The sequence below is a fragment of the Streptomyces sp. NPDC093544 genome, assembly GCF_040683495.1.
Taxonomy (GTDB): domain Bacteria; phylum Actinomycetota; class Actinomycetes; order Streptomycetales; family Streptomycetaceae; genus Streptomyces.
The window spans coordinates 280,209-300,099 of sequence record NZ_JBFBEA010000010.1 but is presented as its reverse complement, the minus strand read 5'-3'; the positions used below and the strand labels follow the sequence as shown (position 1 = coordinate 300,099).

Here is a 19,891-nt window from a genome sequence, read left to right as displayed (position 1 = left end):
CAGGACTGCCTCTCAGCCTAGGCGGGTGCGGCGGATCGGGCGCGTTCAGAAGCGTTCTGGAGAAGCTTCAGGAGCGTTGATCGCGTTCAGCCGCCATACGCGCCAGAAGCGGTCAGCCTGAGCGCCGTGTCGATCAGCGGAACGTGACTGAACGCCTGCGGGAAGTTCCCGACCTGGCGCTTGAGCCGGGGGTCCCACTCCTCGGCGAGCAGGCCCAGGTCGTTGCGGAGCGCGAGCAGCCTCTCGAAGAGCTTGCGGGCCTCGTCGACCCGCCCGATCATCGCGAGGTCGTCCGCCATCCAGAACGAGCAGGCCAGGAAGGCACCTTCGTCGCCCTCCAGGCCGTCCACGCCCGCGTGCTCGCCGCTGGTCGGGTAGCGCAGGATGAAGCCGTCCGAGGTCGACAGCTCGCGCTGGATGGCCTCGATGGTGCCGATCACACGCTTGTCGTCCGGCGGCAGGAAGCCCATCTGCGGGATGAGGAGCAGCGAGGCGTCCAGCTCCTTGGAGCCGTACGACTGCGTGAACGTGTTGCGCTCCTTGTCGTAGCCCTTCTCGCACACGTCCCGGTGGATGTCGTCGCGCAGCTCGCGCCACTTCTCCAGCGGACCGTCCGCGTCACCGGACTCGATGAGCTTGATCGTGCGGTCGACCGCGACCCAGGCCATCACCTTGGAGTGCACGAAGTGGCGGCGCGGACCGCGGACTTCCCAGATGCCCTCGTCCGGCTGGTCCCAGTGGTCCTCCAGGTAGCGGATCAGCTTGAGCTGGAGGAGCGAGGCGTAGTCGTTGCGGGACAGGCCCGTCATGTGGGCGAGGTGCAGGGCTTCGGTGACCTCGCCGTACACGTCGAGCTGGAGCTGACCCGCGGCTCCGTTGCCGACGCGTACGGGCCCCGAATTCTCGTATCCGGGAAGCCAGTGGAGCTCCGCCTCGCCCAACTCCCTTTCGCCCGCGATGCCGTACATGATCTGCAGGTTCTCGGGGTCACCGGCGACCGCGCGCAGCAGCCACTCGCGCCAGGCGCGGGCCTCTTCGCGGTAGCCGGTGCGCAGCAGCGAGGACAGGGTGATGGCGGCGTCACGCAGCCAGGTGTAGCGGTAGTCCCAGTTGCGTACGCCGCCGATCTCCTCCGGGAGCGAGGTCGTGGGCGCGGCGACGATGCCGCCCGTGGGCGCGTACGTCAGGGCCTTGAGGGTGATCAGGGAGCGGACGACGGCCTCGCGGTAGGGACCGTGGTACGTGCACTGGTCGACCCAGTCGCGCCAGAACTCCTCGGTGGCCTCCAGCGACTGCTCCGGCTCGGGCAGCGCGGGGGGCGCCTTGTGCGAGGGCTCCCACGAGATGGTGAACGCGATCCGGTCGCCCGGCGCCACGGTGAAGTCGGCGTACGTGGTCAGCGCCTTGCCGTAGGTCTCGCAGGTTGTGTCGAACCACACAGAGTCGGGACCGGCGACGGCGACCGTCCGCCCCTCGTGCTTGTGCACCCAGGGCACGACGCGGCCGTAACTGAAACGCATTCGCAGCGCTGAGCGCATCGGGACCCGGCCCGAGACGCCCTCCACGATCCGGATCAGCTGCGGCGCGCCGTCGCGCGGGGGCATGAAATCGGTCACGCGGACCGTGCCGCGTGGCGTATCCCACTCGGATTCCAGGATCAGCGAGTCGCCGCGGTAGGTGCGGCGCGCCGCCATCGGCGGTTTGGCATCGGCCGCGTGCGCCGGGCCGAGCCGCCAGAATCCGTGTTCCTCCGTGCCGAGCAGTCCTGCGAAGACGGCGTGGGAGTCGAAGCGGGGCAGGCACAGCCAGTCGACTGTGCCGTCCCGGCAGACCAGCGCGGCTGTCTGCATGTCTCCGATGAGTGCGTAGTCCTCGATGCGCCCGGCCACGTGCAACTCCAGTCGAACGGCTACCTCGCCCCCTGCGGGGCGGTCGCTCTTGCGGTCAAGGGAACGTTGGTAATGCGTCGCTACGAAACGTCAATTAGTCGGTGCGATTGTCGTTGCGAAACGAACTGACGAGCTCACGTGTTCCGGGATACGGACGGGGATGGTGCCGTGTGTCGGCCGGGCTCGGCAGCGAGTGTCCGAGCAGGATACGACGCACGTGGGAGATCCGCGTGCCGCTCCCGGTAACCCGGCTGGGCCGATCGAGTGAGTGACGTGTGGGGTGCGTGGCGACGTGTGTGCGGAGCGTGGCCGGAAGCGGCCTCTCCGCGTCGCTGATACCCTGGTAGCCCGTGGACCGGTGGGAGAAAAACCCCCGAACCGCAGCGACGGCACCTCCGGAGATCCCCGGACACCACGCCGGTACGCACCCCAGACCGCGACCACGGGAGCCCCCTCTTGGCCATGACGCCCGCTGCTTTTCGAAACAGCACAGCCACGACGACCAAGCACATCTTCGTCACCGGGGGTGTCGCCTCCTCCCTCGGCAAGGGCCTCACGGCCTCGAGTCTGGGTATGTTGCTCAAGGCGCGGGGGCTGCGGGTCACGATGCAGAAGCTCGACCCGTACCTGAACGTCGACCCCGGCACCATGAACCCGTTCCAGCACGGTGAGGTGTTCGTCACCAACGACGGCGCCGAGACCGACCTGGACATCGGCCACTACGAGCGTTTCCTCGACGTGGACCTGGACGGCTCGGCGAACGTCACCACCGGCCAGGTGTACTCGACGGTCATCGCCAAGGAACGGCGCGGCGAGTACCTGGGCGACACCGTGCAGGTCATCCCGCACATCACCAACGAGATCAAGCACCGCATCCGCCGGATGGCCACCGACGACGTCGACGTGGTCATCACGGAGGTCGGCGGCACGGTCGGCGACATCGAGTCGCTGCCCTTCCTGGAGACGGTCCGTCAGGTCCGTCACGAGGTCGGCCGCGACAATGTGTTCGTCGTCCACATCTCGCTCCTCCCGTACATCGGCCCCTCCGGGGAGCTGAAGACGAAGCCGACCCAGCACTCGGTTGCGGCGCTTCGCAACATCGGTATCCAGCCGGACGCGATCGTGCTGCGCGCGGACCGCGAGGTTCCCACGGCCATCAAGCGCAAGATCTCGCTGATGTGCGACGTCGACGAGGCGGCCGTGGTCGCGTGCATCGACGCCAAGTCGATCTACGACATCCCGAAGGTTCTGCACACCGAGGGCCTGGACGCGTACGTCGTCCGCAAGTTGGACCTGGCCTTCCGCGACGTGGACTGGACGGCCTGGGACGACCTGCTCGACCGCGTCCACAGCCCGCTCCACGAGATCAAGCTCGGGCTGGTCGGCAAGTACATCGACCTCCCCGACGCCTACCTCTCGGTCACCGAGGCGCTGCGCGCCGGCGGTTTCGCGAACAAGGCCCGCGTGACGATCAAGTGGGTCACCTCGGACGACTGCAAGACCCCGGCAGGCGCGGCCAAGCAGCTCGGCGACGTCGACGCGATCTGTATCCCCGGTGGCTTCGGCGACCGCGGTGTGTCCGGCAAGGTCGGCGCCATTCAGTACGCCCGTGAGAACAAGATCCCGCTGCTCGGCCTCTGTCTCGGCCTGCAGTGCATCGTGATCGAGGCCGCGCGCAACCTGGCCGACATCGCCGACGCCAACTCCACCGAGTTCGACTCCGGCACCGCTCACCCCGTCATCTCGACCATGGCCGAGCAGCTCGACATCGTGGCGGGCGAGGGCGACATGGGCGGCACGATGCGGCTGGGCATGTACCCGGCCAAGCTCGCCGAGGGCTCCATCGCGCGCGAGGTGTACGACGGCAAGGAGTACGTCGAGGAGCGCCACCGTCACCGTTACGAGGTGAACAACGCCTACCGCGCCGAACTGGAGAAGAAGGCCGGTCTGCAGTTCTCCGGAACCTCGCCGGACGGCAAGCTCGTCGAGTACGTCGAGTACCCGCGTGACATCCACCCGTACCTGGTCGCGACCCAGGCGCACCCCGAGCTGCGCTCCCGCCCGACCCGCCCGCACCCGCTCTTCGCGGGTCTGATCAAGGCCGCGGTGGGACGTAAGACAGGCAAGACAGGCAAGTAACACAAGGGTTGTACGGTGGTCGGGGTGTGTGCCTTTCGAGGGGTGCACCCCGTTTTCCGTCCCGGCTTCCGGTAACGGATTCTTGTGCGGGGCCGGCTTCTTTTTGCACGTGTGGGAGGACAGGGCATGACCATCAAGGACACCGCCGAGGAGTGGGAGATCAGGGGGAGCGAGACTCCCTTCGTCGGCAACAAGACCTCGGTCCGTACGGACGACGTGGTCATGCCCGACGGATCGGTCGCCCACCGCGACTACCAGGTCCATCCCGGCTCCGTGGCGATCCTCGCCCTCGACGACCAGGGCCGCGTCCTGGTGCTGCGCCAGTACCGCCACCCCGTGCGCCACAAGCTCTGGGAGATCCCGGCCGGACTCCTCGACATCCCCGGCGAGAACCCCCTGGACGCGGCCCAGCGCGAGCTCTACGAAGAGGCGCACATCAAGGCCGAGAACTGGCGTGTCCTCACCGACGTCTACCCCACGCCCGGTGGCTGCGACGAGGCCGTCCGCATCTTCCTGGCCCGCGACCTCTCCGAGGCCGAGGGAGACCGCTTCGAGGTCGAGGACGAAGAGGCCGACATGGAGCTGGCCCGGATCCCCGTCCAGGAGCTCGTACGGGGTGTGCTCGCCGGAGACCTGCACAACAACTGCCTCGCCGTCGGCGTGCTTTCGCTGGTCGCCGCGCAGCACGGCGACGGCCTCGACGCGCTGCGCCCGGCGGAGGCGCCGTGGCCGGCACGGCCCTTCGAGGTCTGACGCCCTCCTCCTCGGGGTGCTGACGCCGCCTGACACCCGTCTGACGCAGGCAGTCCTACGATCGCCTGATCCGATTGGGGGATGTACCCGCCGCGCTCCGCACGGATCGTCGCAGAGCGTGAACTAGGCTCTGGAAACGCCCGAACCGGAGTCCCGGCGGGCTTGCGCGTGCAGTGGGACGGGAGTGTGGCCCGTGACGGATCAGGCGGTGGACAACGACGGCACGAAAGTGTCGGCAGAGGGGCAGCGCCCGGCTGCCGAGTCCGCTCCTACGGAGAGTCAGTTCCTGGGTCGCACAAGAGAGTTGAAGGAACTCCGGGCCGACATCGAGCGTGCGGGCCTCGACACCCTCTCGGGCCGCAAGACGCCACGCGCGCGCGTGCTGCTCATCGCCGGCAAGCCCGGCTCGGGCCGCACCGCGCTCGCCGAGGAGCTCGCGGAGCAGGTCGCCGAGAGTTACCCCGACGGCGTGCTGCGCGCCAAGCTCACCGAACCCGACGGCACCCCGGTGCCCACCGAGCGCACCGCACGGGAGCTGCTCACCGCCCTGGAGCGGCCCACGCCGCCCGGCGCGGACGCCGACGACCTCGGCGAGGCGCTGCGCGAGGCACTCGCCGTCCGCCGGGTCCTGCTCGTGCTCGACGACGCGGCCGACGCCGAACAGGTCGACGCCCTGCTGCCCGACACGCCGGACTGCCTGGTCGTCGCCGTGTCCGGCGGACCGCTGACCGGCATCGCGGACGTCCGCCCCTGCACCCTGGGCGGCCTGGACACCAAGTCCGCACTCGAACTGCTCGGCCGCTTCACCGGCGCGGTGCGCATCACCGTCGACCCGTTCTCCGCGGAGAGCCTGGTCGAACTGTGCGCCGGGCAGCCCGCCGCCCTGGTGCTCGCCGGCGGCTGGCTCGCCTCCCGCCCCCAGTCGGCCGTCGCCGACCTCGCCAAGCACCTGCGCACCGAGGGTGACGAGGGCTCGCCGCTGTCCCGCATGTTCCGCCTCACCTACGCCTCGCTGCCCAGCGCCGCCGCGCGGATACTGCGACTGCTCTCGCTCGCCCCGGCCGGTCTGGTCGACCCGCACACCGCGTCCGCGCTCGCCGGCTGCTCGGTGAACGCCGCCCGCACCACCCTGGACGACTTCACCCGCCTCGGCCTCCTGCGGTCCGTCCGGTCGCCGCTGCCGCAGTACGAGGTGCCCGGCTGCCTGCAACCGCTGCTGAGCGCTCTCACCGAGACCCACGACCGTCCCGCCGAGCTCCAGCTGGCTCGCGCCCGGATGCTGGAGCGGACCGTACGGCTCCTGGTGTCCTGCCGCGCCATCACCGAGACCGACAGCTCGCCCGCCCGCGAGAAGCTCGCCGGGATGCCCCGCGCCCTGCGCTTCCCCAACCCCCGGGCGGCCGCCGACTGGCTGCGCATCCGGGAGCCCGCGCTGCTCGCCTCGGCCCGGCTCGCGGTCGCCGACGGCGAGCTGGACACCCTCGCCCGCCGCCTCATGGCCGCGCTGGTACGGGCGATGGTCGCGCACGTCGGTACGCAGGCGGCGGCGCCCGAGCTGTACGGCATCCACCGCCTCGTCCTGGGTGTCGCCGAGCGCCGGAATCTGCCCCGCGAGAAGGCCGCGGCCCTGCTGAACCTCGCGGATCTGGACGCGCAGACCGGCCGTACGCCAGAGGCGCTGACCCGCTACCGGGCCGCGCTCGACGCCGGACGCGAGGCGAACGACCCGTATGCGACCGGCCGCGCGATGGAATCCGTAGGCGGCGCCCATCAGGAGCTCGGGGACTACGACCGGGCCGCCGACTGGTACGGGCGGGCGCTCGCCGAGCGGCTCGCGCGCGACGAGCGCGTTGACGCCGCCCGGCTGTACGGCCGTATCGCCACCGCGCACACCTACGCGGGCCGCTACGGCGAGGCGTTGCGCAACTGGCGGGCAGCCGTCACCGGACACCGCAAGAACGCCGATGTGGCCGCCCAGGCAAGGGCGTTGAGCGAGCTGGCACGTGTCCAGGAGTACGCCGGGCGGCCCGAGGAGTCGCTGCGCACCTGCCAGGAGGCGGCGGAGTGGGCGCGCCGCGCGGACGACGTACGACTGCAGGCGGCGCTGCAGCTCAGGCTGGCCGACACACTGGACCGGCTCGGCGACCCGGCGGCGGCCCGGCTGCACCGGGGTGCGGCCGAGCGAATGCTGGGTGATGAGCTCCCGGAGAGCGCATCAACCAGGGAACAAGACGCTAACGCCTGCGAAATCCGTAGTACATCCGAAGAAGATTGATGCATTGAAAGGCTAGACAGAGGGAATCCCTTCATTAGACTGGCTCCGCCGCGTTCTTTCGTGGTGTCTCCCGGTGTGCTCTCGTACGCCGGGTATGACATGCAATGCCCCGGCTCGCGTCGCCTCGGCATGCACAGCCCCAGAACCCTCTGAGCCAAGGACCGTGATCGACGTGTTGGTCGGCATCCCCCGCGAGGTCAAGAACAACGAGTTCCGGGTGGCCATCACCCCCGCAGGAGTGCACGAGCTGGTGCGCCACGGCCACCAGGTCCTCATCGAGCAGAACGCCGGTCTCGGCTCCTCGATCACGGACGACGAGTTCGTCGCCGCCGGTGCGCGGATCCTCGCCACCGCCGACGAGGTCTGGGCCAACGCCGACCTGCTGCTCAAGGTCAAGGAGCCGATCGCGGAGGAGTACCACCGCCTCCGCAAGGACCAGACGCTCTTCACCTACCTGCACCTGGCCGCTTCCAAGGAGTGCACGGACGCGCTCGTCGAGTCCGGTACCACGGCGATCGCGTACGAGACCGTCGAACTGCCCGGTCGCGCCCTGCCGCTGCTCGCACCGATGTCGGAGGTCGCGGGCCGGCTGGCCCCGCAGGTCGGCGCCTACCACCTGATGCGCTCGGTCGGCGGTCGCGGTGTGCTCCCCGGTGGCGTCCCCGGCACCCAGCCCGCGCGGGCCGTCGTCATCGGCGGCGGTGTCTCCGGCTGGAACGCCACGCAGATCGCCGTCGGCATGGGCTTCCATGTCACGCTGCTCGACCGCGACATCAACAAGCTGCGCGAGGCGGACAAGGTCTTCGGCACCAAGGTCCGGGCGATCATGTCCAACTCGTTCGAGCTGGAGAAGGCCGTCCTGGACGCCGACCTCGTCATCGGCGCGGTGCTCATCCCGGGCGCCAAGGCGCCGAAGCTCGTCACCAACGAACTTGTTTCGCGAATGAAGCCGGGAAGTGTTCTTGTCGACATCGCGATCGACCAGGGTGGCTGCTTCGAGGACTCGCGTCCGACCACCCACGCCGAGCCGACCTTCCCGGTCCACAACTCGGTCTTCTACTGCGTCGCCAACATGCCCGGCGCCGTGCCCAACACGTCCACGTACGCGCTCACCAATGCCACGCTTCCGTACATCGTGGAGCTCGCGAACCGCGGCTGGGTCGAGGCGCTGCGCCGTGACGCGGCGCTCGCCAAGGGTCTCAACACCCATGACGGCAAGGTGGTTTACCGCGAGGTCGCGGAGGCGCACGGCCGTGAGCACGTCGAGCTGGAGTCCTTGCTCGGCTAAGTCATCAACGGGTAAAAAGGCGATACGTCAACACGGGTCGTCAACACCGCACATCCGGCCGGACCTTGCCCGACAAGGTCCGGCCGGGTGTGTGTCGGGTCACTTTGTGACACTCGTTCAACTCGCCACGAACGTAACTCTTTAGCCGATTCGTACACCGGTGAAACCTGCTGTGCGACGGCCTTACGCCCTTGACAGAGGGGTGTTCGGTTGCCGACACATCGGGTCGGGTCCGGCGGATTGTGTTGCTGCGGACCGGTGACACGCCATAGAGTCGCCAACCGTCGGCATGGTGCCACGCTGACCTATCGAGAAGTTTCCTGGTCACCAAGGAGGTAAGACGACTTGTGAATGAGTCGACATTTACTCCCGGGGGTGGTCAACCAGGAATGCCGACGCGGGGCCAGGGCCCCACGGGGCTCGAGGCTGTCGGCTCCGTCGCTGTCCGCACCTTCGCAGCCCAGAAGAGTCCCCGGATGACTCAGACAGCACACCCGAGCATGGATGGCCATCACGTGAACGCCATGGCCGGCAACGGAAGTGGCGAGAACCGCACCCACTTCGCCGACTACGACGAACTGCCCGAGGGGCACTTCTACGACCCCGACGCCGAGTACGAGCCCGATCCCGAGTACGCGGCCACGCTCGCGCCCGACGCGGCCCGTCAGCGCCGTGAGCGCGTGGGTCCGACCGGACGTCCGCTGCCGTACTTCCCGATCCCGGGCCCGCTGACCGATCACGGCCCCGCGACCATCGTCGCGATGTGCAACCAGAAGGGCGGCGTCGGCAAGACCACGTCGACCATCAACCTGGGCGCCGCGCTCGCGGAGTACGGACGCCGGGTCCTACTCGTCGACTTCGACCCGCAGGGCGCGCTCTCGGTCGGTCTCGGCGTCAACCCGATGGAGCTCGACCTCACCGTCTACAACCTGCTCATGGAGCGGGGCATGGCGGCCGACGACGTGCTCCTGAAGACGGCGGTCCCGAACATGGACCTGCTGCCGAGCAACATCGACCTGTCCGCCGCCGAGGTGCAGCTGGTGAGCGAGGTCGCGCGCGAGTCCTCGCTCCAGCGCGCACTGAAGCCGCTGATGGCCGACTACGACTACATCTTGATCGACTGTCAGCCCTCGCTCGGACTGCTCACTGTCAACGCCCTGACGGCGGCCCACAAGGTGATCGTGCCCCTGGAGTGCGAGTTCTTCGCGCTGCGCGGTGTCGCGCTGCTCACCGAGACCATCGAGAAGGTCCAGGAGCGGCTCAACCCCGAGCTGGAGCTCGACGGCATCCTCGCCACGATGTACGACTCCCGCACGGTGCACAGCCGTGAGGTGCTCGCGCGAGTGGTCGAGGCGTTCGACGATCACGTCTACCACACGGTCATCGGGCGCACGGTGCGCTTCCCGGAGACCACCGTCGCCGGTGAGCCGATCACCACGTACGCCTCCAACTCCGTCGGTGCCGCCGCTTATCGTCAGCTCGCCAGGGAGGTGCTCGCCCGGTGTCACGCCGAGTGAGTCTGCCGGGGGCCGACGAACTGTTCCGTACCACCGGGGGAATGGCGCTCCAGTCGTCCACGCCCTCACGCCGGACCAACGGCGAGGCCCGGGTACCGGCTCCCGCGGGCGAGAGCGACTCGGCGGCCGCCGGGGAGGACGCGCCACAGTCGGTGCCCGTCCAGGGCGGCGACGGCGAGGGCGACGAACATGTCGCGGCCGATTCCGGCGCGGGGGGTTCCCGCAGCCGGGGTGTGGCTCCGGAGCGCTCCGGGCCAGGTCAGGCGGCGCAGGAAGGTTCTGCCGCCGGGCAGTCGCGCAAGCGACGGGGCCAGGGGCAGGGGCGCCGGCCCACCGGGCGGGAGCGGCACGACGAGAAGATCACCGTGTACGTGTCGGCCGAGGAGCTCATCGATCTTGAGCACGCCCGCCTTGTGCTCCGTGGTGAGCACGGTCTCGCGGTCGACCGCGGGCGGATCGTCCGCGAGGCGGTCGCCGTCGTGCTCGCCGATCTCGAATCCCGTGGGGACGCGAGCATTCTCGTACGACGGCTTCGTGGGCGCTAGGAGGTAGCCTGCGAGCGCTATGCCCTCGTATGACGCTTCCGTCCCCGCCTCCGGCCCCGGCGCCGGCCGTCGGCGTGTTCTGGGGCGGGGGCCTGGGACGCCCTCGGCCCCGGTCGAGGAGCCGGTGGTGCCACCGGCGGAGGTCGAGCCCGAGGCTCCCGCCGCAGAGGCCGCCGTACCTGAGGCTCCCGCAGAGGCCGTAGCCCCCGCCGAGCCTGAGGCCCCCATCGAGGCTGAGGCCCCTATCGAGGCTGAGGCCTCTGTCGAGCCCGAGCTTGAGCCCGAGGCCGCGGCTCCCGCCGATCTTGGGGCCCTCGTTGAAGTCGAATCCGAGCCCGCGGCGGACGCGGAGCCCGATGACGGTGTTTTCAAGGTGCGGCTCGCGAACTTCGAGGGGCCCTTCGACCTGCTGCTTCAGCTGATCTCGAAGCACAAGATGGACGTCACGGAAGTGGCGTTGTCGCGTGTCACCGACGAGTTCATGGCGCACATCAGGGCGATGGGGCCGGACTGGGACCTCGACGAGATGACCGAGTTCCTCGTCGTCGCGGCCACCTTGCTCGATCTCAAGGCGGCGCGGCTGCTGCCGTCGGCCGAGGTCGAGGACGAGGCGGATCTGGCGCTCCTGGAAGCCAGGGACCTGCTCTTCGCACGGCTCCTCCAGTACCGCGCGTACAAGCACATCGCGGACATCTTCCAGGCCCGCCTGGAGGAAGAGGCCCGCCGCTACCCCCGTACCGTCGGGCTGGAGGACCACCACGCCGAACTGCTGCCCGAGGTGGTCATCAGCATCGGGGCCGAGGGGTTCGCGAAGCTCGCCGTGAAGGCGATGCAGCCCAGGCCCAAGCCGCAGGTGTACATCGACCACATCCACGCGCCGCTGGTCAGCGTGCAGGAGCAGGCGGGGATCATAGTGGCGCGGCTGAAGGAGCTCGGGGCGGCCAGCTTCCGCGACCTGGTCGACGACACCGACGACACCCTGACCGTCGTGGCCCGCTTCCTCGCCCTGCTGGAGCTGTACCGCGAGAAGGTCGTGGTGCTGGACCAGGAAGAGGCCCTCGGGGAGCTGGTCGTGCGCTGGACCGGTGGGGACAGCGACGAGCAGCCGAAGGTGACGGACGAGTTCGACCGGCCGCCCGAGGTGCCCAAGGAGGAGAAGAAGGCGTGAGCGAGGACACCACCCAGATTCCGGCCGGGCCGCGTACCGTCGCCGACCTCGATCTCAAGCCCGCCCTTGAGGCCGTCCTGATGGTCGTGGACGAACCCGCGACCGTGGAACACCTGTCGAAGATCCTGGAGCGGTCGAAGCGGCGGATCGCGGCCGCTCTGCGCGAGCTGGCCGACGAGTACACCATCCAAGGGCGAGGCTTCGAGCTGCGGCTCATCGCCGGGGGATGGCGGTTCTACTCCCGGCCCGAGTACGCGACGGCCGTCGAACGCTTCGTCCTGGACGGGCAGCAGGCCCGGCTCACCCAGGCGGCTCTGGAGACCCTCGCGGTCGTCGCGTACCGCCAGCCGGTCAGCCGATCCAGGGTCTCGGCGGTCCGCGGAGTGAACTGCGACGGCGTGATGCGCACCCTCCTGCAGCGCGGTCTGGTCGAGGAGGCGGGCGCGGAACCCGAAACAGGTGCGATCCTGTACAGGACGACGAACTACTTCCTGGAGCGAATGGGCCTGCGCGGCCTGGACGAGCTCCCGGAGCTCGCGCCCTTCCTCCCTGAGGCGGACGCGATCGAAGCAGAGACGCTGGAAGGGGTCCCGTCGTTCGATCCGGACGCACCGGATGCAGATGCAGACGACACGACGACGACGGAACTTTGATGCGAAGCAGTGGCAGCGGTAGTGGCAGGAACAGCGGGCGCGGCAACCCCCGCGGGACCGGTGGGGGCAGTAACCCCCGCGGGTCCGGTGGCGGCGGCAGCTCCCGCGGGACCGGTGGGGGTGGCAGCTCCCGCGGGACCGGTGGGGGTGGCAGCTCCCGCGGGGCCAGTGGGGGTGGCAGCTCTCGTGGGACCGGTGGGGGCGGTAACCCCCGCGGGGCCGGCGGGGGTAACTCTCGCGGCGCCAGTGGGGGCGGCAGCCCCCGGGGGACCGGTGGGGGCGGCTCCCAGCCGAGGAGCGCGGGAGGGCGCGACGAGCAGCCGAAGCGCGCGGGCAAGCCCCGTCCCGAGGAGCGCCGCTACGACGTAGGCCCCGCGGCCTCCCACGAGGGCCCGAAGTCCGGGCGCGGCAACGCGGCCCGTGGTGGCGCCAAGGGTGGTCCGAGGCAGGGTCAGCAGCGCGGCGGCCGTACGGAGCCCGCGCGTTCCCGCGAGCTCGAGACGCGGACCGAGGAGCGTAACCGGGACCGGTACGCGGGCAAGCCGGAGATCAAGACGCCCAGGACCCACCCCGGGGCCGAGGAGGAGGGCGAGCGCCTGCAGAAGGTGCTCGCGCGCGCGGGCTACGGCTCGCGGCGTTCCTGCGAGGAGCTGGTCGAGCAGTCCCGTGTCGAGGTCAACGGCGAGATCGTCGTTGAGCAGGGCATGCGCGTCGACCCGGAGAAGGACGAGATCAAGGTCGACGGGCTGACCGTGGCCACGCAGTCGTACCAGTTCTTCTCCCTGAACAAGCCCTCCGGTGTCGTCTCGACCATGGAGGACACCGAGGGCCGTCAGTGCCTCGGTGACTACGTGACGAACCGAGAGACGCGGCTTTTCCACGTCGGACGGCTCGACACCGAGACCGAGGGCGTCATCCTGCTCACCAACCACGGTGAACTGGCGCACCGCCTGACCCACCCCAAGTACGGCGTGAAGAAGGTCTACCTCGCGCACATCGTGGGTCCGATCCCGCGCGACCTGGGCAAGCAGCTCAAGGACGGCATCCAGCTGGAGGACGGGTACGCGAAGGCGGACCACTTCCGTGTCGTCGAGCAGACCGGCAAGAACTACATGGTCGAGGTGACCCTGCACGAGGGCCGTAAGCACATCGTGCGCCGCATGCTCGCGGAGGCCGGCTTCCCGGTCGACAAGCTGGTGCGCGTCTCCTTCGGCCCGATCACCCTCGGCGACCAGAAGTCGGGCTGGCTGCGCCGCCTGTCGAACACCGAGGTCGGGATGCTCATGCAGGAGGTCGACCTCTAGCCGACCTTTTAGTCGGCTTCTGGTCGGCTAGAGGTCGCCTTCTGGGAGTGCCCGTCGTTTCGGCCGGTTCCGGGATTGCCCCGGGGCCGGCCGATGCGTTTTCCGCTTCCCGGCGGTCTGTACCGGTGAGGGAAGGGGGCGCGCGATGGGCGCGACGAGGGAGCCATGTCCGCGGGCCTGGCGGTCGTACGAGGGGTACGCCGGGCGGGCCCGGTTGCACCCGAGGGTCACGAGTACGCGCCTGACGGCTCTGGAGGGCCGTGTGCGCCGTCCGCCGCCCTCTGGGCCCGGTGGGCCGGGAAGCGCGCCTGAGGAGCCTCTGAGGGCCCCGGTGACGGATGTGCTGAGGTGAACCCCGGGGAGTTGCTGGAACGTTCGCTCGCGTACGCGCTGGGCAGTGTCGCCGTCGTGGCGCCGGGGAGCCTGGGGCGGTCGACGCCGTGTGCCCGGTGGGATCTCGGGGAGTTGCTGGGGCACCTCGACGACTCGGTGGACGCGCTCTACGAAGGAGTCGCCGGAGGGCGCGTCGGCCTGTGTCCCTCGCCGGGGGCCGCCGATCCCGTGTGTGCCTTCCGGGAGCGGGCGTGCGCGCTGCTCGGCGCCTGGGCGGTGATGTCGGGCGAGGTGCCGTCGGCCGAGCCTTCGGTGGCCGTGGGGGACCAGTCGCTGGATCTCGGGCTCCTGGCGTCCGTCGGCGCCGTCGAGATCGCCGTACACGGATGGGACGTGGCTCAGGCGTGCGGGCGGTCGCGGCCGATTCCGCCGGCGCTCGCCGCCGAACTGCTGCCCGTGGCGCGGTGCTTCGTGGCGGACGCGGACCGGGGTGTGCGCTTCGCCGAACCGGTGGGTGTGCCGGCGGTCTGGTCCCGGCCGGAGGACCGGCTGCTGGCCTTCCTGGGGCGGCGTCCGCGGCCGCCGCGATTTCTTTCCGGACCGGGCCTCGTCTGCATCTCGTGATCTTGCGAAAGCCGGGGCGCGGGCCTGTGCCCCGGGTGCCGGCAGGGGGCGTTGCGGCGGGAGCGGCGGTGGCGGCGTTCCCGCTGCCCCGACCCGCCAACAAACGCTCGAATCAGCCCACTTGGAGGGTTGTGTGAGCTCGCTCACCTCACTTATAGTCGTGATGACTATTAGTCGTCCTGACTATTAATCGGGGGTGGGTGGACGTGCTCGCACGGGAAGGTCGAGCGCCTGGCGGCAACGCACCCGAGGGCTACGACAAGTACGCGTTCGAGCCCTTCGCCGTCACCGTCGACCTGGCCGTTCTGACCGTCCGTGCGGGCGTGCTCCAGGTGCTGCTCGTCGAGCGCGGGCAGGAGCCGTACCTGGGCCGCTGGGCGCTGCCCGGCGGTTTCGTGCTGCCGCACGAGTCCGCGGAGACGGCGGCCCGGCGCGAACTCGCCGAGGAGACCGGCCTGTCCGACATCTCCGGGCTCCACCTCGAACAGCTGCGGACGTACAGCGAACCCCGCCGCGACCCCAGGATGCGCGTCGTCTCCGTCGCCTTCGCCGCGCTGCTCGCGGACCCTCCCGAGCCGCACGGCGGCGGTGACGCGGCGCAGGCTCAGTGGCTGCGGTACAACGCGCTCGATCCGCTCGCCTTCGATCACGACCGGATCCTCGCCGACGCCCACGAACGTGTCGGTTCCAAGCTCGAGTACAGCTGTCTCGCCACGTCCTTCTGCCCGCCCGAGTTCACCCTCGGAGAGCTGCAGCAGGTGTACGAGACCGTGTGGGGAACCGCGCTCGACCGGCCCAACTTCCGGCGCAAGGTCCTTGCCACGCCGGGCTTCGTCGACCAGGTCCCGGGTGCCGCGCGCCTCACCGGAGGCCGCGGCAAACCCGCCGCGCTCTACCGCGCGGGCGGCGCCACCACCCTGCACCCGCCCCTGTTGCGTCCCACCCAGGAAGGACGACCCACATGACCACCACGACGCTCGCGAAACGTGCCGCCACCGGATCCCTGCTCGGTCTCGCCCTCGGCGACGCGATGGGGTTCCCGACCGAGTTCAACTCCGTGCCGGCGATTCTCGCCAAGTGCGGTCCCTGGCGCGAGATGGACCTGCCCAGGCCCGCGATCGTCACGGACGACACCCAGATGACGCTGGCACTGGCGCGCGGTCTGCGGACGGCGATGGACCGCGGCCTGCTCGACCCGCTCCGGATGGAGCGGCCGGTACGCCAGGAGTTCGTGGACTGGTACCGGTCGCCCGACAACAACCGCGCACCCGGCCGCACCTGCCTCGTCGCCTGCGACCTCCTGCGGAACGAGAAGCGTCCCTGGCAGGAGGCCAGCCAGATCGGCTCCAAGGGCTGCGGCGCCAACATGCGCGTGGCGCCTGTAGGGCTCATACGCGGACTCAGCGACGAACAGCGCGCGGGCGCCGCACAGTTGCAGGCCGCGCTCACCCACGGTCACCCCACGGCGCTCGCCGCCGCCGACCTCACCGCACACGCGATCTGGCTCCTCGCGAAGGGGACCGAGCCGATGGGCCTGGTCGGCCGGCTGCGGTCGTACGCGTACGAGAACCGTCACCAGTACCACTCCCGCTGGCTCGGAGACCTGTGGACCCGCGGCCAGGACCCCACGCCGGAGCACTTCATCGGGCGCGGCTGGGACGAGTGCCTGGAGATCCTGGACCACCTCCGGCACGCCGTCCGCACGGTCTCGCCCGAGGCCGACCCGTGCCTCGCCACCGGCGGGGGCTGGGTCGCCGAAGAGGCGCTCGCCACCGGTCTGTTGTGCTTCCTGATGTTCGTCGACGAACCCCTCACCGCCCTGCGCCGGGCCGCCTGCACCTCCGGCGACTCCGACTCCATCGCCTGCCTGACCGGCGCCTTCGCGGGGGCCTACCACGGCTCGGACGCGTGGCCGACGTCGTGGGCCGACCGCATCGAGTACCAGGGTGACCTCATGTCGCTGGGAGCGCTCTGGGACGCTTGAGGGATGACCGATCCTCTCGACATCGACCTCAAGGCAGTGGTGTCCGAACAGCCCGATCCAGTGCTGTTCGCCACCGTCTCCGGAGCGCACCTCTACGGCTTCCCGTCGCGTGACTCGGACGTCGATCTGCGGGGCGTCCACCTCCTGCCGACGGCCGAACTCGTGGGGCTGCGCGAGCCGGAGGAGACCCGGTCCCGTATGTGGGAGCAGGACGGGGTCGAAATGGACCTGGTCACCCATGACCTCCGCAAGTTCGTACGACTGATGCTGCGCCGCAACGGCTATGTGCTGGAGCAGCTGCTCTCGCCGCTGGTCGTGCACACCACCGACGCCCACCGGGAACTCGTCGCTCTCGCCCCCGGCGTCCTCACCAGCCATCACGCCCACCACTACCGGGCCCGCCGCGGAGCGGCTGATGTCAACGTGCGACCACACAGTGGCGGCTCTTCGAGAAGACCGGCGAACTCAAGCCGCTGCTCTACACGTTCCGGGTGCTGCTCACCGGTATCCATCTGATGCGCAGTGGTGAGGTACAGGCCGATCTGCGCACGCTCATCGGGGAGAGGGAGACCGAGGCGCCTGCCTATCTGCCGGACCTGATAGCCGCGAAGGCGGAGCAGGAGCACGGGACCGCGGACGTACGCCACGCGCGCGCGTGGAGGGGGATGTCGAGCGGCTGCACGGCCTGCTGGACGAGGCGCAGGGCGTATCAGCGCTGCCGGACGCTCCGTCCGTGTACGACGCCCTGCACGCGTTCGTCGTGCGGGTCCGGCTGGAGGGCATTCGGGGGCGCGGGGAAGGCTGAGGCGCGGCGGGTGCGGACGAGGAAGTCCTCGACGCGTGGCTGGTCCGGCTCGGCGGGGAGCGGGCTGCGGTCGGCCGCCTCGTCCGCCTCCGTCGCCAACCGGATCATCCAGGTCTCGAACCGCGGCCAGGTGACCTCGCCCCGCTTCACCGCGAGCAGCGGCTCGCGCTGGTCGCCGACGTCGATCGTCAGTTCGCCGGTGCGCAGCAGGTCACGGGAGCTCAGCAGCAGGCGGAGGAGGTGCATGGCGTGCTTCCAGCGCGGGGCGCCGTGCTGACGTACGTCGGCCTCCAGCTTCTTGCGCTGGCCGAGCGCGTAGCGGGTGAACGTCTCGTGGGCCCGCCGGGACAGGAACGCCTCGCGCAGGGCGAGGAGTTCGCGGCCCGTGTCGTCGACGTACTCCACGACAGGGGAGTGCAGGCACTCCAGGATGTTCGGGTTGGCGCGCAGGGCCAGCTCGCAGAAGCGCTCCAGCTCCCAGCTGAACTGCTCCTCCGCCGGGCCCTCGATGTGGGTCGGGGGCTTCTCGAAGCGCCAGAAGAGCGGGGTCGGGGCGAGGAACACGCCCCGGCGGTCCGTGTCGCTCGTGTCCGTGGCCAGGCCGAAGGCGCGCGAACCCATCACGCAGGAGTAGATCGTGTGGTCGCGCACCAGGGCCTCGGAATGCATGTCCGGAGCGTACGTGCGATCTCACGCCAGGCTGATCGAATTTCCCTCGACCTTGATCTGCTTCTCGGCGAGCGGCTGTGTCGCCGGGGGGTTGGCCACCGAGCCGTCCTTGATGCTGAACTTGCTGCCGTGGCAGTTGCAGTTGATGGTGCCGTCCGAGACGCTGGCCACCGGGCACTGCTGATGGGTGCAGATGTTGGTGAAGGCCTTGAACTGGTCCTTCTCTGGCTGGGTCACCACGATCTGCTCGTCCTTGAAGATCTTGCCTCCGCCGACCGGGATGTCGGTCGTCTTGGCCAGTTCCGTTCCCGCGGAGGCGCCGGCGGACGACGGGTCGCTGCTGTCGTTGCTGCCGCCGTACTCGCTGCAGCCCGCGACGAGAGCCGCCGCGCCGCTCGCGAGAAGAATCGTGCGCCGCGTCGGGCGTTGGGTCATGTCGTCACTCCGAAGGTGCGGAAGAACCAGAGGGCGGACGTCAGCCAGATGACGGTGAGGACGGTGAACACCAATCCGCCGATGATCGGCAGCAGCCAGCCGGGCAGTCGCTCCGAACGGAGCAGCAGCATCTTGGCACTGAAGGCACCGAAGAAGAAGCAACCCAGGAGAGAGTGCCACAAAACGCGTGATTCGTACGTCTGGTAGCCGAGCGCGTACAGGCAGTGCACCGCGACCGGCACCGCCACCAGGAACGCGATCCGCCCCGACCAGCGGTGCAGCGCCGCCGACCAACTCGGCCCCGGCAGCTTCCCGTACACCATGAACGCCGAGACGACCTGGACGAGCGCGAAGGCGAACGCCACCGTCGCCAGCCAGGACTTCACGGCGCCCGTGCTGCTGAAGCCGGCGAGGTTGAAGGCGGTCCCCGCAGGGTCGTGGACCTTGCCGTACGCCCCGAGGCCGACCGCTACCGCCGCGGCGACCAGGGCCGGGAGGAGATAGCGGGCCGGGTGCGGACGGCTGCGGGCGTGCGGGGGAGTCGGGAAGCCCCGGGTGGCGGCGTTCGGATCCACGGTCATGAACGGCTCCCTGCGACAGCGGGGGTCGGATGATGGGGGCGAGAAGGTGTACGAAAAGGGGGTTCAGGGGGTGACGGGCAGGGCGGTGAGTTGCTCGCCGTCGATCGTCACGACGCCGGTCTCCGGGTCGATCTCTGGCGCCGGAGAGGGCTTGTCGTCGCGGTTGAGGATGCCGACCTGATTGCCGCCGGGAAGCACGATCCAGCCGCCGTCGACCTTGGCGCCGCGCACGGTGGCCGTCGCCCGGTAGAGCCCGGACGGCTTGACCGCCTTGTCGGCGGTGAAGCCGTAGCGCTGCCCGCCCAGGTCGACGGTGCCGCGGATCCGCTTGCCGTCCTGGAGGGTGCCGTTCAGCTCGGCGCCCTGTTTGCCGGTCAGCTTCATGGTGCCGTCGTCCTTGACGTCGCCCTTCAGCCACGACTCCTTGTCGTGGCCGTCGCAGAAGTACGCGATCGCCTTGCCGTCGCGCAGGGAGACCGCGATCGCCGAGGAGTCGTCGTCGGTACGGCCCGCGTAGTCGGCGTTGGGCTGCGCGCTCTTCGACGGAGTCGGCGACGTGGTGGACTCCGTGGGCGCCGGGCTGCTCGGTGTCGCGCTCGGCTTCGGGCTGGGCGAGGTGGACGCGGCGGGCGACTCCTCCTGGTAGGACGACGCGCTCTTCGTCCCCGTCGTCGCGTTGAGCGACAGCAGGAACAGGCCGAGCACCAGTCCCGCGAGAAGGGTGACAACGGGTCCTGGATGCTTCATACGGGCCATACGGGCCTCCCCCGAGGCGAGTCTCCCGGCCATGAGAGCGGATCCACGCCCCGGCGTCCAGAGGCGCACAGGTGCGTTCTCACTACAAGTGGCGGAACAGGGCAATTCGCATGACAACAAACTGACCCCGAACGGCGCGCTGCCGTCCGCCTCGCTGGAGGACATCATCAAGG

Annotated in this window: 17 protein-coding genes and 1 pseudogene; 13 read left to right on the top strand and 5 right to left on the bottom strand. The window is 69.8% G+C overall.

Annotation, left to right across the window (positions count from 1 at the left end; genetic code table 11):
- Positions 1 to 86 precede the first annotated feature (86 nt).
- On the bottom strand, positions 87 to 1,889 hold the full coding sequence (locus AB0N66_RS17865; RefSeq protein ID WP_365435218.1) for a glycoside hydrolase family 15 protein: 1,803 nt from the start codon (positions 1,887 to 1,889) through the stop codon (positions 87 to 89).
- A 462-nt stretch (positions 1,890 to 2,351) separates the two neighbouring features.
- Between AB0N66_RS17865 and AB0N66_RS17860 the strand changes: the two genes are divergently transcribed.
- The 13 genes and pseudogenes from AB0N66_RS17860 (at position 2,352) to AB0N66_RS17800 (ending at position 17,277) form a co-directional block, all read left to right on the top strand.
- Entirely contained in the window at positions 2,352 to 4,028 is a 1,677-nt protein-coding gene (locus AB0N66_RS17860) for a CTP synthase (protein ID WP_365435299.1), read from the top strand.
- A gap of 126 nt (positions 4,029 to 4,154) precedes the next feature.
- Complete coding sequence (locus AB0N66_RS17855) at positions 4,155 to 4,781, top strand: NUDIX hydrolase (RefSeq protein ID WP_365435215.1); 627 nt, start codon at positions 4,155 to 4,157, stop codon at positions 4,779 to 4,781.
- 193 nt (positions 4,782 to 4,974) lie between these two features.
- The gene (locus AB0N66_RS17850; RefSeq protein ID WP_365435212.1) at positions 4,975 to 7,056 is read left to right on the top strand and encodes a tetratricopeptide repeat protein; all 2,082 of its coding nucleotides are present in this window, start codon (positions 4,975 to 4,977) and stop codon (positions 7,054 to 7,056) included.
- Between the two features lie 172 nt (positions 7,057 to 7,228).
- On the top strand, positions 7,229 to 8,344 hold the full coding sequence (gene ald, locus AB0N66_RS17845; RefSeq protein ID WP_365435296.1) for an alanine dehydrogenase: 1,116 nt from the start codon (positions 7,229 to 7,231) through the stop codon (positions 8,342 to 8,344).
- Positions 8,345 to 8,733: 389 nt separating this feature from the next.
- The gene (locus tag AB0N66_RS17840) at positions 8,734 to 9,861 is read left to right on the top strand and encodes a ParA family protein (protein WP_365435209.1); all 1,128 of its coding nucleotides are present in this window, start codon (positions 8,734 to 8,736) and stop codon (positions 9,859 to 9,861) included.
- Positions 9,846 to 10,406: a hypothetical protein gene (locus AB0N66_RS17835; protein ID WP_365435206.1), complete on the top strand. Its 561-nt coding sequence runs from the start codon at positions 9,846 to 9,848 to the stop codon at positions 10,404 to 10,406. Before AB0N66_RS17840 ends, AB0N66_RS17835 begins: the two co-directional genes overlap by 16 nt.
- Before the next feature lie 19 nt (positions 10,407 to 10,425).
- A complete protein-coding gene (locus AB0N66_RS17830; RefSeq protein WP_365435203.1) occupies positions 10,426 to 11,574 on the top strand; it encodes a segregation/condensation protein A in 1,149 nt (382 codons plus the stop codon).
- On the top strand, positions 11,571 to 12,227 hold the full coding sequence (gene scpB, locus AB0N66_RS17825; protein WP_365435200.1) for an SMC-Scp complex subunit ScpB: 657 nt from the start codon (positions 11,571 to 11,573) through the stop codon (positions 12,225 to 12,227). The genes AB0N66_RS17830 and scpB overlap by 4 nt, the downstream gene beginning before the upstream one ends.
- Positions 12,227 to 13,531, top strand: a complete 1,305-nt coding sequence (locus AB0N66_RS17820; protein ID WP_365435197.1) for a pseudouridine synthase — start codon at positions 12,227 to 12,229, stop codon at positions 13,529 to 13,531. Before scpB ends, AB0N66_RS17820 begins: the two co-directional genes overlap by 1 nt.
- A 348-nt stretch (positions 13,532 to 13,879) precedes the next feature.
- Positions 13,880 to 14,488, top strand: a complete 609-nt coding sequence (locus AB0N66_RS17815) for a TIGR03086 family metal-binding protein (protein WP_365435194.1) — start codon at positions 13,880 to 13,882, stop codon at positions 14,486 to 14,488.
- A gap of 206 nt (positions 14,489 to 14,694) precedes the next feature.
- Positions 14,695 to 15,453, top strand: a complete 759-nt coding sequence (locus tag AB0N66_RS17810; RefSeq protein WP_365435190.1) for an NUDIX domain-containing protein — start codon at positions 14,695 to 14,697, stop codon at positions 15,451 to 15,453.
- On the top strand, positions 15,450 to 16,472 hold the full coding sequence (locus tag AB0N66_RS17805; RefSeq protein WP_365435187.1) for an ADP-ribosylglycohydrolase family protein: 1,023 nt from the start codon (positions 15,450 to 15,452) through the stop codon (positions 16,470 to 16,472). Before AB0N66_RS17810 ends, AB0N66_RS17805 begins: the two co-directional genes overlap by 4 nt.
- A 3-nt stretch (positions 16,473 to 16,475) precedes the next feature.
- A pseudogene (locus tag AB0N66_RS17800) lies at positions 16,476 to 17,277 on the top strand (nucleotidyltransferase domain-containing protein).
- On the opposite strand, the gene AB0N66_RS17795 reads toward AB0N66_RS17800, so the two are convergent.
- The 4 genes from AB0N66_RS17795 to AB0N66_RS17780 form a co-directional block, all read right to left on the bottom strand.
- On the bottom strand, positions 17,182 to 17,946 hold the full coding sequence (locus tag AB0N66_RS17795) for a nucleotidyltransferase domain-containing protein (protein ID WP_365435184.1): 765 nt from the start codon (positions 17,944 to 17,946) through the stop codon (positions 17,182 to 17,184). The pseudogene AB0N66_RS17800 and the gene AB0N66_RS17795 sit on opposite strands and share 96 nt — an antisense overlap.
- Before the next feature lie 21 nt (positions 17,947 to 17,967).
- Positions 17,968 to 18,381, bottom strand: a complete 414-nt coding sequence (locus AB0N66_RS17790; RefSeq protein ID WP_365435181.1) for a Rieske (2Fe-2S) protein — start codon at positions 18,379 to 18,381, stop codon at positions 17,968 to 17,970.
- The gene (locus AB0N66_RS17785; RefSeq protein ID WP_365435178.1) at positions 18,378 to 18,962 is read right to left on the bottom strand and encodes a DUF6529 family protein; all 585 of its coding nucleotides are present in this window, start codon (positions 18,960 to 18,962) and stop codon (positions 18,378 to 18,380) included. Before AB0N66_RS17785 ends, AB0N66_RS17790 begins: the two co-directional genes overlap by 4 nt.
- Before the next feature lie 63 nt (positions 18,963 to 19,025).
- Positions 19,026 to 19,709 carry a hypothetical protein gene (locus AB0N66_RS17780; protein ID WP_365435293.1) on the bottom strand — a complete coding sequence of 228 codons (684 nt, stop codon included), beginning with the start codon at positions 19,707 to 19,709 and terminating at the stop codon, positions 19,026 to 19,028.
- Between the last annotated feature and the right edge of the window lie 182 nt (positions 19,710 to 19,891).

What these genes read in the sequence shown, in the direction of transcription:
- AB0N66_RS17840 (WP_365435209.1), top strand. Translation starts at nt 8,734, where the DNA reads ATGCCGACGCGGGGCCAGGGCCCCACGGGGCTCGAGGCTGTCGGCTCC.
- AB0N66_RS17795 (WP_365435184.1), bottom strand. Translation starts at nt 17,946, where the DNA reads ATGCATTCCGAGGCCCTGGTGCGCGACCACACGATCTACTCCTGCGTG.
- AB0N66_RS17790 (WP_365435181.1), bottom strand. Translation starts at nt 18,381, where the DNA reads ATGACCCAACGCCCGACGCGGCGCACGATTCTTCTCGCGAGCGGCGCG.
- AB0N66_RS17860 (WP_365435299.1), top strand. Translation starts at nt 2,352, where the DNA reads ATGACGCCCGCTGCTTTTCGAAACAGCACAGCCACGACGACCAAGCAC.
- AB0N66_RS17805 (WP_365435187.1), top strand. Translation starts at nt 15,450, where the DNA reads ATGACCACCACGACGCTCGCGAAACGTGCCGCCACCGGATCCCTGCTC.
- AB0N66_RS17820 (WP_365435197.1), top strand. Translation starts at nt 12,227, where the DNA reads ATGCGAAGCAGTGGCAGCGGTAGTGGCAGGAACAGCGGGCGCGGCAAC.
- AB0N66_RS17785 (WP_365435178.1), bottom strand. Translation starts at nt 18,962, where the DNA reads ATGACCGTGGATCCGAACGCCGCCACCCGGGGCTTCCCGACTCCCCCG.
- AB0N66_RS17855 (WP_365435215.1), top strand. Translation starts at nt 4,155, where the DNA reads ATGACCATCAAGGACACCGCCGAGGAGTGGGAGATCAGGGGGAGCGAG.
- AB0N66_RS17830 (WP_365435203.1), top strand. Translation starts at nt 10,426, where the DNA reads ATGCCCTCGTATGACGCTTCCGTCCCCGCCTCCGGCCCCGGCGCCGGC.
- AB0N66_RS17780 (WP_365435293.1), bottom strand. Translation starts at nt 19,709, where the DNA reads ATGAAGCATCCAGGACCCGTTGTCACCCTTCTCGCGGGACTGGTGCTC.